The sequence below is a fragment of the Pseudomonas extremorientalis genome (assembly GCF_024584605.1).
Lineage (GTDB): Bacteria > Pseudomonadota > Gammaproteobacteria > Pseudomonadales > Pseudomonadaceae > Aquipseudomonas > Aquipseudomonas extremorientalis.
Map to the genome: position 1 here is coordinate 1,315,066 of NZ_CP089519.1, position 13,098 is coordinate 1,328,163.

The 13,098-nt window shown below is 61.6% G+C and carries 4 protein-coding genes; 1 reads left to right on the forward strand and 3 read right to left on the reverse strand.

The window, feature by feature from the left end:
- Positions 1 to 90 precede the first annotated feature (90 nt).
- The gene (locus LUU92_RS05765) at positions 91 to 4,725 is read left to right on the forward strand and encodes a hypothetical protein (RefSeq protein WP_257103285.1); all 4,635 of its coding nucleotides are present in this window, start codon (positions 91 to 93) and stop codon (positions 4,723 to 4,725) included.
- A 215-nt stretch (positions 4,726 to 4,940) separates the two neighbouring features.
- On the opposite strand, the gene LUU92_RS05770 is transcribed toward LUU92_RS05765, so the two are convergent.
- From LUU92_RS05770 to LUU92_RS05780, 3 genes are all read right to left on the reverse strand, one after another.
- On the reverse strand, positions 4,941 to 6,995 hold the full coding sequence (locus LUU92_RS05770; protein WP_257103286.1) for a dermonecrotic toxin domain-containing protein: 2,055 nt from the start codon (positions 6,993 to 6,995) through the stop codon (positions 4,941 to 4,943).
- 3 nt (positions 6,996 to 6,998) lie between these two features.
- A complete protein-coding gene (locus LUU92_RS05775; RefSeq protein WP_257103287.1) occupies positions 6,999 to 9,794 on the reverse strand; it encodes a hypothetical protein in 2,796 nt (931 codons plus the stop codon).
- A gap of 149 nt (positions 9,795 to 9,943) precedes the next feature.
- Complete coding sequence (locus LUU92_RS05780) at positions 9,944 to 13,030, reverse strand: transglycosylase domain-containing protein (protein ID WP_257103288.1); 3,087 nt, start codon at positions 13,028 to 13,030, stop codon at positions 9,944 to 9,946.
- Positions 13,031 to 13,098 lie beyond the last annotated feature (68 nt).

Here is a 13,098-nt window from a genome sequence, read left to right on the forward strand (position 1 = left end):
GTGAGGTGAGGCAAGCGTAGTAACTGTCTACGTCGGTAAGGCGCAAGCAAGGAGCTAGCGTGTGCGGCTTTACTCGACGGAGATACCCGGATGACCATGACTGCCAGCGCCCGACGCCAGGCCCATATCGAACAGATCGAAACCTTGTTCAGTGACCCACCGTCATTGCTGGCGGTGGCCCAGGACAGTGCCCAGGCCTATCTGGACCAGCATTTTGCGGCGCGTAATGAGCGCGCCGGAGCGCTGCACCTCGTGACGCCAGAAGCCTCACCCTGCGCGGGGGCTTGGCGTTATGTCTCATTGGCGCAGTTGCTGGTGGAGCGCCTGGCGTCTGCGCGGCCGATGTTGCTGGTAGAAGCGTGCCACCAAGTGGTTCGACGCGTACGCGAAGTGTTTGAGCCGGGTGGGCTGAGCCTCGCCGAGCTGGAGGTATTGATCAATGAGTGCGGCGCCTTGCTGCTGGAGGCTTTTGCCCAGCGGCTGCAGGCGTGGTGGCACGAGGCAATGCCCGTGGACATGGTGCGCTGGGGGTATTTGTCCGATGAATTGCTGGCGTTGTTCTACGACGCACAAACGCCGCCCGGCATGAGCCAGGCGCGCGTTGCGCAGCTGTTTCCCAAGGCGCTGTTGCGCCCGAACCGGCCAGACCGCCAATGGAGCCTGGACAGCCCGACGCTACGGGTGCAGACCGTGCACCTGTCGCAGCAAAACCAGGTGCGCACACTGCCCTGGCTGGTGCTTGATCGAACGTTGCCGCAAGGTGGTTCATGCTTGCTGCTCTATAGTCCGGCGTCGGGGATAACGCCCATCGAACGCATGGACGATATCGGAGTGCTGTTAGTGGGGCAGGTGGACCCGTTGCCGGTCGGGCAGGTTGCGCACTGGTTCGTCCGGCCTGTGGAGGGTGACCCTTTCGATGCCTTGGCGGCCAGCTTCCTGGAGCGTCAATTGCGCGACATCGACCGTATCAACCGCTTGGTGCCGCGTACGCCCTTGGCCTTGCAGCAATTGCTGGACGCTATCATTGACCCCCTCGGCTGGTTTGTCGCGCAACTGAGTCCGTATCAGCAGCGATTGCGCGCCGGCTTGCCGCTGTGGTTGAGCCAGGCCGATGCCACCGACAGCGCGGCCTTTGCACAGTTGCTGCGCGGCTGGGCGCTGACCGGGCACGATGACGGGGCGCAAGACTACCTGGACGGCATCCCGTCCATTGAGCAATTCGCCGATGAGCAATTGCGGGCGTGTTTGAAGCAGCATCCAGGGACGGTCGAACTGAAACCACACGAAATCAGTATCAGGTTTGATCGCGTGATCGCCGCCGCCGTACCGGTGCCGGGTGGTTTCATCGCCGGTGAAGTCGAACCTGTCACAGTGACCCTGGTGCAACTGGCCCTGGAAAATCTCGCCGGGTTTCCCCATACCCCCAAGGCAATCACCCTCAAGGGCGAGAACGCCCCTGCGTGGCTGAATTACCGCCTGCTCGGCACCTGCATCGAACAGGTTGATATCGGGCAGTTCTATCCTCAGTTGCTTAGACGCAAGCTGGTGGACGATGCCACTGAAGCCGCTCGCCGCCAGCGTCTGTTCAGCCGGCAACTGCGTAATCAATTGCCGCTGCTTGCCCTGGAATACAAGGCCAGGGGGCTGCAGGGGCTGACCCGCAGCGGGTTCCTGTGCCTGCAGGCCGCGTTGCAAGCCACCCCGACGGAACGTCTGCTCGACGGAAAAGCCATGGCCCTGTGGCCGCTGGCGTTCCAGGCTGCGCCCGATCAGGCTGCGGATGTGGTTGCCAACCAGTTCATCATCGGGCCACAGGCCGGGCATGATGGGCCGCACCTGTTGTACCGGCCGCTGCTGAGCCCGATGTTGCAGGAGTATGAAAACCTGGCGGCGTTGTTCGAGGCGATCAAGGCTCCGGGCGAGCTGCAAGAGCAGGCACTCATCTGGATGGAGCCCCGGCGCCAGGCGGTGTACGCCAACGGTGGTTTCAGCGAGCCGCATATCCGCCATTTTCTACCGTCGGATGAATTCGCGGTCTATACCAAGCCGGGGCCCGCGCAATTGCACAAGCACGTGGCACCTGGCGACCCGACGCAGCAGGTATTCAAGGCCACTGCCGACGCGCTGGTGGCGTTGGCCGACCGCCAGTCCCAGTCCAATGCCGAGCAGCGTTGGGCCAGTCTGAAGACGATCGGTTGGTTGCTGTTTACCAACCTGCTGCCATTCCTGCGCGGGCCGATGGCACTGGCGGGCTGGATGTTGCAACTGGCAGACAGCGTGCAACATGACCTTGAGAGCGTGCGCAGTACCGACCCGCAGGCGCGAGCAGCTGCAGTCACTGACATGCTCGTAAACCTGGTAGCGGTGCTGGCGCATCAGGCCGCACCCCATGACTTGCAGCGTCACCTGGACCTCGAACACCCGGCGTTCGCGCCATTGGCACGTGCCGAACCTGTGGCTGTCGCGCCAGTGCGGGTTGATGCGCCGGTGGCGTTCAGCGCGCCGCTGGGGTGGGCCAATGCCCGGGATACCTTGACCCCGGCCATGCAGGCGCGGTTGACAGCCTTGAGCCTCATGCTGCCGCCCGCCGCCGAGTCGCTGGACCTTGTCGAGTCCAGCGGCCCCATGCAAGGCCTGGTAAAGGTCTCTTCCGCCACGCCGCCGCAGTGGCGGGCGCGGGTGCGTGGGCATGTCTACCGGGTGCAGATCCAGCAGGGGCGGGTGCGGGTGGTCAGCGCCACCGGTGAGGTCCAGGGGCCATGGCTCAAGCACCTCGGTGAGGGGCGTTGGGACGTCGATCTTGGTCTGCACCTGCGTGGCGGCGCAGCCGACTCGATGCTGCAGGAGGCACGCCAGGCAGCGAGCACACTCAAGGATGCCCTGACTGAAGATTACCAACAGGCACGCCTGGCCCAGGCGCGGGCGCGCCGTGCGATGGCGGTCGCCCGCGTCGTCGTCGAACAGCCCGTGGGCGCGATTGCCGAGCAACGTCGCATCGAAGCCAGCCGGCACTATCAACAGGAGGCTGAAAAAGCGCTGGGTCATGCCCAGCGGGAATTGCAGTGCCTGCGCGCATTGCGTGACCTGGCGCCGCGTCCGCATTATGAGCAAGAACTGTGCGAGGCTCTGGAGTCGGTGATACTGAGCACGCAACTGCTCGGTTCCCTGTCACGCGAGCACATGGTCGTGACCAACGCACAGCTCGATCCGGTGCTCAAGGTACTGGAAGACGAAACCGAGGATGAGGCCCAATCGGACATCAATCGCCAGGCCCATTCAACCCTTGGGCAGGGCCTGCGTGAACTGGCAAGGATTCAGGAAAACGCCATTCGCTGGCGGACCCTGGAGGATCGCTACCTCGACGAACTACGGCAAGTTCCCAAGCAGGGTCGCACCAAGGCCGAGGCGCTCACGGCAGCCTTGCCCGCACGGCCGTCGGTCCAGGATCTGCAGGCCCTGCAATTTACCACCTTGTGGGGCATTGCCATTGATGTGGCGGGGCCACCGCTGGAGGACGGGTTTTTTGACAGCGTGAGTGAAACCATCAATCGAGCCCGCCGGGCTAACCGTTCCATGGCGGACTTGCGTCACCTTCAGGTCACTGACCAGGAACGCATTGATTTGTTGCAGAGCATTGACCGGGTGTACGCGCAAACCGACGATCAAATCGAATTCTGGCGGGCAATGGAGCCGGACAAGTTTAATGTGGAGTACCTGCAACAACTCCAGGCGTTACTGACAGACCTGCATCTGCACATCGAACGTCAGTTGAACGAGCTGCAACAAGGGGAGGTGCCGGCCGCACCCAAGACCAAGCCTGCCCCGCCGGTACCTGGGGCGCGGCGCAAGAAAATCATCCGCACGCGAAATCGCGACCTGTATGTGGCGCAACTGAGTGAAGCGCCAGGGCTGCCGGGCGGCGAAACCGCCGAGCTGCAGGACCCCTCGGGTGCGGTCATCGCAGCGTTCACCGAAGCCGAGGATGGGGTGTGGGATGCCCAGCCACCCCCCTCGCGGCGGCGCCCCAATCGTGAACTGAGCAGCCTGATGGAGAAGGGCGCAGACTTGCTGGCCAATGACGAAAAAGCCATCCGGAACGTGGAGAAGATGATCGAATCCGTCAATGAACCGGCGAGCCTGCAGCACCTGCTCGAGTCACAGGCTATCAGTCGGCGATGGGTGGCCGAGGACATCCGCAAGAAATTGAGCATGCTTGACACCGCACGGTTAGCGGTGGTGCAACAGGCTAAAGCCGAGGCCATGGTCAGCCGTTTACGTGCCGCAGTGGCGAGCCTGGAGGCGGCCGGCCTGGACGCACGGATACGCGCAAGCAAGCTGCGGCCGATCACCCCGGACACGCTGGAGTTCCTGTATAGCCACCGCGAAGTGCAGATTACCCGTCGCGGTGAGCGGGTGAAGCTCAAGAAGCACAAAAACGATTACCTGCAGGTGTACAAGGTTGCCGATGTCGCCACCGGCCGGGCGCTGTGCTTTGCCCATTTCCACTACAAGACGCAGACGCGGCAGAATGAGGCTTACGAGGCCGCTCACCTCAAGCAACCCGGGCAGGAATACCTGGGCCGCGAGGACCAGGCTGAGGTCGAAGCCGCGATGTTTGCGCGTATTCGCCGTGGGCAGACCGGCAAGTTCGAGCCCATCCCTGAGATTGAGCGCGGGAAGCTCTCGCTGGGCATGGCACGCCGGCTGTTTTTCAGCCTCGACTGAGTTCAGTGGTTGCCCGGCACAGGGTCTGGCTGCCGGGTTGCCAGGGCGGCACCAGCACCGTGCCCATACATCGGTCAGGCAATTGGAAATCCCTTCTTTTACGGCCTGGACAGGCCAGTACTCATGAAGGCAGCGTCACGGTGATCTGGGATTCAGAGGTTTAGCCACAATCTGCAGGAGCGAGCCCGGCTCCTGCAGTGGCAGCCGAGTGCGATTCAGGTGGGGGGTAAGGACGGACCGGGTTTCGTCAAGTCAAGGGGGAACTCAAGGCCTAGTCGGTTGACACGCTCCGCGACTGTTCCAATATTCGTGTTGAAGGTGCCGTCGGCGTTCACGTATTGCGTCCAGGATGGCGGGTGAATGCCACGATCGATGGCGAATTTCCAGACTGCGTCTGCGTTCTGGTTTACCGGTTTAAGGGCCAACTGATACCAGTCTTGAAAATGCTGGTCGGTGATCCGGGTGAAATAACCGCCGGATAGGCTCGTCAGTCTTGCCTTGCGGGCCTCGCCAACTTTGTTCAGCTTGCCCCAGGCGACGAACTCGCTCCAACGATCTGGGTGAATGCCATGTGTTTTTATAAATGCATCCGCCGCTTCTTTGGTCGTCTGCTCCATGTTTACCCATTTCATGAACAGATTGTCTGACAGATGTGTAGTGCCCTCAGGGTTGAGTCGTGCCAAGCCTCGTTTAGTTATTTCGCCGCCTGACCTGACGAATTTGTTCCATGTTTTCAACGGGATATTGCGACTTGTGAAAAAAACAGCCGGGTTCAGAGCGGCCTGTGGGGTGGAGGACGCCGCATCGGCTTTGACGTATGCGTCCCATTCCCTGAGTGCTTGGGCGACCTGACTGTCGGTTTTTGGCCCGGCGCCGGGCAGGCGTTGCCAGGTGTCCAGCTCCCAGAATTTGTTCGGCAGGCGCCGCAACCGAAACGGGGTCACGCCTCCAGCGGGTGTGAGTACCGGCGCGACCAAGCCATTGCTGTCATAGAGGTTGAACGCATTCTGAATACGGAACACCTGCTCTTTGCCCTTTGCGCCGACGCTGCGTACCAGGTAGGTACTGGGCGAACCGGGGACGCGATAGATGCCTGTGCCTTCGGCCAGTTCTGCACCGGCCGGGATGCCGCCTTTCACCACCAGGCGGGCGCTTTCTTGCAGAAAGTCGTTCTGGTATTTCAGCAGGTCCGGACGCAGTGTGTTTCTCCCTGGCCGCAGTAGCATGGACAGCGGCTTGATGCCCAGGCCTGTTGTTCGCGTTACCCCGGCAACCGTAGTGGTGACTCTTGCGACTTCAAACAGCGTTTGCGCACGTGACCCGCGACGCACGACGAGCCCCGCCACGGTTTGTCCAAGGCTGCGCAGGGTATGGACCGTCGTGCGCCCCACCCGACCGACAAACCTGGCGGCCGAAGAGGCCAACTGGCCGCTCCAGGGGAAACCGCCCAGCACGCTCAGCGCTACGTCCACGCCGAACAGTACCTTGTTGAGGGTCGACTGGGCCTCCAATTCTTCGTTGGTCAAGCTTTCAGTGTCGGCTTTGTCCAGCAGGTACAGGTAGTTCTGCCGGTACAGCCCGACCAATACATCGCCTCGATGCGCGGCCAGACGATGATTGAGCAAGCGTGTATCGGCGGGCAGGCGTGCGCGAAGATAATCCAGCCAGGCCGGCCCTCGCATCAGTTGTACCAGCTCGGCCTCGTCGGCGAGTTCCCTGAGTTCCACACCGTCGGGTGCATTCGGGGTATACAGCACCCGCATGTCATCGGCGTCAGTGGAGAGAATCAGCACGCCATTCACGGTCTGCCCGCCTAATCCTTCGGGCGCGTTACTGGCCGGGTTGAACATCAGCGCGTTGGCGATCACTGCCTGCCCGTCGACCCGTGGCCGTGTCGCGGGGGATGGCGAGGCGAGCACCGCCTCCACCCAAGCGGCCGCTTTCTTTTGCCCGGAGTCACCGGGCATTTGGCTGCGGTAGATATCAGGATTCAACCGGGCCGCAAGGGCCGCGTAGTCCAGGACAGCTGCCTGGCATGCGATCCAGGCTTGTTTCAAGGCCTGGGCCTCGGCTGCCGTAGCCTGAGGGGCGAGGTATTTTTCGAGCACGTTTTGTTCGTACTGCTGGCCAACATCCAGGTCCTTGAGCCACTGCTCAAGACGTTCTTTCTCCAAGGTGATGATGGTCCCCTTGGCATCGCGCACCCATTCTCCCTGGGCGGTGGTCAGTTCGGCATTCAACAGCTCGCCTTCTTTCCAGTTGAAGCCCATTTGCTACGGTTTGGTGTTTTTCAACAGCAGGTTGGTCAGGCTCATCTTGCTGCTCTTGACCTCTTCATGCACAGACCCAAAGCCGGCACCGGATGAAATCCTTATTCGGGTAGTACGGACGACTGTTATTTTGTCCGGGTCGATGCCCTGCGCGGGATAGCCCTGGCCTTTTTCGACCAGCAAGGCGCGAATTTTTGGCAGTACCTGTTGCTTGGCATACTCGGCCAATGTGGGGATCAGCGCTTGCCATTGTTTGGCCAGTTCATCCTGTTTGGCCAGGGTGGTGTCGGCTTGATCTTGCAGAGCCTTCTGGTCCGCCGCGCTCAAGCGCTTTTCCCAGTCCGGCCGCCAGTGTTCTATCAGCAGCCGGTTGCGCGCCAGGAACGGTCCGGCCATATCCACCAGTTCCGCCAGCTCCACGCGGCCATTTTTTTCGCTGTCCGAGCCATTCTCAGTCAGGCCCAGAATGGTTTCGATGTCAGAGAGCTGTTTGTCGAGCAAGGCCTGGATGCTGTCTGCCACAAAATCGTCTGCGATCGGCGCGAATATGCGACTCAAGTCATCGCCCCACAATCCGGTTTTTCCATGCTGACCCAACAGCGGTAGGCCGCTGGTAAACAATCTGCCGGCGTCTTCGCCGGCATTGATGCGGGCTTTGAGTGTGTCATGCAGAGCTTGCAGGGATGCACACTCTTCAAAGCCCATGTTCGGGGTATATAACACTACCGCGCCAACGCCCGCTGTTTGGGTACTCAGGTTTTTGTGCCCTTGGGGCCAATGAGGAGTGACCGGGCTGGAACCGTCATTGAAGGTCAGGACGAAGCTGCCGGCCATGCGCGCCACTTCGTTGCGGACGGTGACTACGGTCAATTGATAGACGCCGGGACGGTTGCCATGACTGAAGCTCGCTTCGCGCCGCGCCTGAGTCGGGTAGCGCAGCACACGGTCAATCAGCAATTTGGCCTGCGGGCTCAGGGTATTGTCGGCCACGCGCAGGCGTGCCTGTACCTCCAGGATTTGGCGCTGGATATCAATCAGCCGGACCTGTGGGCAGACCAGCTCGGGTGCTATTGGCGTACGCCAGTAAGTGGTGACCCGTTCGGCCAATCGTGTTTTCAGCTTGTGAGCCAGGTCCGACAGTGTGCCGGTCTGGTTCAGTTGGTCGGTTTCGCTGAACGCGGTCGCGCTGCGAAAGACACTTTCGGCGAAGGTCTCGACCAGGTTGGCGTCATCTTCTTGAGTGGCGTGATCCTCATCCGTTTCCACTGCAGTGTTGTCCCAAAGCAATAAGGCACACACCGCCTCGAGTAATGGGCGGGAAGATTCAAAATGGCGTGCGCCCTTGCTGTCGATGCGGTAGCGGTTGACATACAGGCTGTCCAGCCCTGTATCGTCAGGCAATTGTGCAAAGGTCTCCTTGAGCAGTGACGTCAGCACAGTGCCCAGCGAGGGATGTTTGTGCTTTTCCAGGACCTGGTCCAGCTGTTGGTTGAGCGAGTTCCACTGCTGTATCAGACGCGTTTGTTGCGCAGTGTCGGGCAGGGTGAGCGGGACGGGAGATGCCTGTGTCAAGTCAGGCTGCACAGGCAGGCGGGCGATCAAGCCCGGGTTGCCCTTGAGCGGCAGTGCCAGCGTGGCGCGTACGCTGGCTGCCAGGGTCTCGAACGTGGTGTGGGACATATCGAAGGCCCGGTCGATATCGGCCTCTTGCTGGATGCGCCGAGCGTGCAGACACGCACTGAATACCTGCCCGGTGATCGGCGCATAGGTCAATTTCTGCTCATTGCGTAACACGTTCCTGGCGCGGGCGTGTTCCTTGGCGGCAATGTTGGCGAACAGCAGGTCTCTTTCGGCGCTTCTCACCAGGCGTAGACGCAAGGCATTTTCCATGGACGAGAAATTCTCGAAAAATTCACCCCCCCATTGTGGGGTATACAGGACGGTCGGTCTGGCCCCATGCAGTTGCTCGGTGAGCACGAAGCAGCCGTTGAGCGTCGTGGTCCAGTCAGGCGGGCTCGTAGCGTTCAGCGCAATACTGAGTGTGAGCGGCGGTGTGGCGTTGTTCTTGGTTTCATGGAGTACGCGGTTTTCGATCAATTGCCGGCCTTCGATCAGCACCTGCAGGTGTGACTTGGCTGTGGCCACAGCCGCTTGAACCTGAGTATCTTCAGGCGTTTTCTTCAGATTCTGCTCGGCCTTTTCGACCTGTTGCCATGCATCATGCAGCTTCAGGTCCGCCTCCAGCGTAAATACCTCACGCTGCTTTTGACTCACGGCCGCCAGGACGCTCAGGGCACCGGTGCTTGCGTGGGGCGACGACCAGAACGTCTTGAGTGTGTTCACGTAGAGCGTCTGGCTGTTGAGTTGCAGGTCGCTGATCAACTGACTGACTGCCGAGATTTCCAACGCGGCCAGTTCGGTGTCGCGTCCGGTGCCATGGGCAGTTGGATAGAACCCGGCGGCTTGACTGACGCTACCGGTTTGCGGCTCTTTGGCCAGCTCGGTCGGCAGGTTTTGGGTGGCAATCGTTTCTTGCAGCAGCTGTGTCAGGTTACGTGTCCGGGTAATGCGAGGTGCGCTGCCTTGCTCTGTCTGCGAGGGAATCTCGTACTCGTTGAGATAAACCGTATCGGGATTCGGCGGGTTGGCGGGTGCCAGTTTCGCTAATCCCTGGCGCAGTTCGGTGGCCATGACGGTCGCCAAGTCCGGCTGGGCGTCCAGCAGGTGCTCGATGGCGGTGATACGGATAGGCAAGCGGCGTAGCAGGTCCTCGGTAGAGGTCTGGGGTTGTGTAGGCATAGCCTGGGTGTCCTGTAGCGATAAGGTTATCCATACAGAGCAGGTCTCTGCATGCGAATGCCCACACTATTGGCCGCCGAGGGAATGACGGGCCTACATAACCACTACATGTCTGTTTCGCCCAGGCATGTCGCGCGGTGGCCTTTGAATCAGTGAGTAGCGGCCAGGCACATGGTGGGACTCCCCGGTTGTAATAACGGATTGAGCAGCGGTGCCATGCCTTTGAGCACCTGCACCGGCAGCGCCGACGTGAACGTGAACTGTTGAGCGGAGGCGCCCGGCACAAAGGCGGTCAGGGTGCCGAAATGATGTTCGCCGATGTAGAACACAAAGGTGGCCGTGCGGTTGATCGACTTGGAACTGAGGATCCGCCCGCCAGCACCGATGGTTTCGATGCGATTGTCGCCGGTGCCGGTCTTGCCGCCCATGGCCAGTGGCGTGCCGTCGGCTAGCTTGAAACTGCCGGCCACGCGTTTGGCGGTGCCGGCATCCACCACCTGGGACAAGGCGCCGCGCAGGGCTCTGGCGACCTCGACCGGGATCACCTGCTTGCCCGGCGCCGGGTCGTTGACGACGCGTGTTTCGTAAGGCGTGCCGGCGGCAAACAACAGGCTGTCGATACGCAGCACCCTGGGGCGCACACCATCGTTGAGGATAATCCCCATCAGCTCCGCCAAGGCTGCCGGGCGATCGCCAGAGCTGCCGATCGCCGTCGCCAGGGATGGCACCAGGTGATCGAAGGGGTAGCCCACGGCCTGCCAGCGCTGATGAATGTCGAGGAAGGCCTCGATCTCCAACATGGTGCGGATGCGACTGTCCCGCGCACTCTGGTGGCGGCTCTTGAACAACCAGCTGTACACCTCCTGGCGTTCGAACTGACTGGCCTTGACCACCTCGCTGAACGTCGCCTCGGGATGGTTGAGCAAGTAGCCGAGCAACCACAGGTCCAGCGGGTGCACCTTGGCGATGTAGCCTTGGTCGGGCAGGTCGTAGGTGCCGGGGCCGTAGTCCTTGTAGAGTTTTTGCAGGCGTTCGTCGGTGAGTTTTTCGTGGGTCTTGATGCCGGCCAGGTGTGAGCGCACGAACAGGTTGAAGCTCACCTGGCTGGCGTCGGGCAACAGGTAGCGGTGCACGGCGGCCAGGCGGATCGGCGTGGGGCGCAGGCTGTCGAGGAAGGTGTCGAGGCGTGCCTGGGTATCTTTCTTCTGGTACTTCTTCCAGAACTTGCGCAGGAAGGTGGTGCCTTCGCGGTCAGCAAAACCGGCGAGGTATTCCTGGCGGCGCGGGTCGCTGTCGTCTTTGAGCAACTCGGCGCTGTTGTTCTCGCCCGAATAGGTGACATAGCGCACCACGTCGCGCATCAGCCGAATAAATGGCAGGTTGATCGATTCGCGCAAGGCGTCGCGCAGGGTCGGGCTGCGGCCGTTGTCCTGGCTGCGAAAGTTATGGAAGCTGTGCAAGCCGCCGCCGGTGAAGAAGCGCTCGCCGGGGTTGGCCGAGTAGGTGCGGTCCAGCGCCGCGTCGAGCATGACGGCCAGGGATTTGTCCGGGGCCTGGATCAGGTAGTCGAGGGCCCAGCGGCTCAGGCGGTCCTGGTCGTCGACGGCGACTTTTTTCAGCGCGGCGGGCGCTTGCGCGGCGTACTTGGCGTGTAGCTCGGCGATGATTTGCAGGTAAGTGGTGAGCACCCGCAGCTTGGCGGTGGAGCCCAGCTCCAGCTTGCTGCCGTCGTTGATGTCGAAGGGCTGGTCGGTGTTGTCGGTCTGTACCCGCACCCGCGAACCGTCCGGGGTCAGTTCGAACAGGGTGAAACTGTAGCGCACCTGGGCGGTACTGGCGGGAGTGAGCAGGCGCTCGCCGATCAGGCCGATCTGGCGTGCATACTCGGGGTCGGCGAGTTGCTTGAGGTAGTCACTGACTTGGCCCTGCAACTGCGCTTGCAGGGTCGTGGTGGCGGACAGGTCCAGGCGGTCGAGGTCGTACAGCGGCCGGTCCAGTAATGCGGCCAAACGGCTGCGGGCCACACTGATGCCTTTATTGGTTTCTATCGGTTGAAGCGTGGGTTGTTGTGCCCAGTCGCGGTAAGTGACCTTGCTCGCCAGGGCGACCTTCAGCAAGTCAGGTCCGATTACGCCATTCTGGGCCAGTAGGCGTAAATGGCTGTCGGTCAGGTCGGCAAGTTCGTCCCGCCCTTTGGCGAGGTAATGGGAAGGACGACGCTGCGCGATGATCAACGACAGCACCTGACGCAACGCCAGGCCTTGCTGCGCATTCACTGGGCCGCGCAATGCCTGGTTGACCTGGTTGAAGTCGGCGCCGTACCACACCCGCAATCCCTCGGCCATGCCGTGCACTTCACCGTGCCCCGGCACCGCCGACAGCGGCACGCTGTTGAGGTAGTCGCGCACAATATCCTGCCGCGCCGGCAAGGTCTCTGGCCCATCATGGTAAGCGCGCACGGCGGCGGAAAACATCTGTCGCAGCTTTTCCCCACCCGATACGGTCAGCCCGTCTGGCGAATGGCGATATTTCTCCAATTGGGTGGCGAGGGTACTGCCGCCGGCACTCTGGCCCGGCAGGTGCAGCAGCCGGGCGACTTGCGACCAGGCTGCCTTGGCGAAGCGTGGCCAGTCCACGGCGGGGTTGGCCTGGGGTTGCGCGGGGTCGAGCAGGTCGCGGTTTTCGATGAACAGCAGGCTGTTCACGACCAGTGAGGGGATAGCCGTGAAGCTTGAGTACAACTGTTGCGGGTAGTCGTACCGATACAGCGGCACGGCGCGACAATCGGTGATGGAAAGTCCCGCCTGGATTTTTTCCGTGTAGGGCACGAACAGCCCTTTGGCGCTGTAGTCCATCAACGCGGGGGAAAACCGCGCCTGGGCTTCGATCACGTAGCCGCGCTTGAGCAAGCGCGGCAGGAATGTATCGAGGTCGCTGTATCCCAGGCGACGATCGAATGGGCCAGCGCCGGGGTAAACGATCGCATCGCTGGGGCCGGGCCTGACGTCATAAGTCAGGTCGCGGGCCAGCCGGCTGAGTGCCTCGGCCTGCAGGTGCGAGGTGCGCATCTCCCTGGCGGCGGCAAAGCCCAGGGCGATCAGCGCCATCAGCACGATCAACCAGAACAGGCGACGCCCATGGCGCGGCCGGGGTTTACTTTCGGGTAAAGGCGCTGGGTCCGAACTGCCTTGTGGTTTCGCAGCCTTGGTCGATTCGGTTTGCCACAGTGCGCCCATAGTCGATTGATCCATTCACGCAGATTGATCGGACTTGCTTGAAGCGTAGTCGCTGGGCGCTGCTTGTG

Bases quoted from the DNA above. Each gene is read 5' to 3' on its own strand.
- LUU92_RS05765 (WP_257103285.1), top strand. From the start codon at position 91: ATGACCATGACTGCCAGCGCCCGACGCCAGGCCCATATCGAACAGATC.
- LUU92_RS05770 (WP_257103286.1), bottom strand. From the start codon at position 6,995: ATGGGCTTCAACTGGAAAGAAGGCGAGCTGTTGAATGCCGAACTGACC.
- LUU92_RS05775 (WP_257103287.1), bottom strand. From the start codon at position 9,794: ATGCCTACACAACCCCAGACCTCTACCGAGGACCTGCTACGCCGCTTG.
- LUU92_RS05780 (WP_257103288.1), bottom strand. From the start codon at position 13,030: ATGGGCGCACTGTGGCAAACCGAATCGACCAAGGCTGCGAAACCACAA.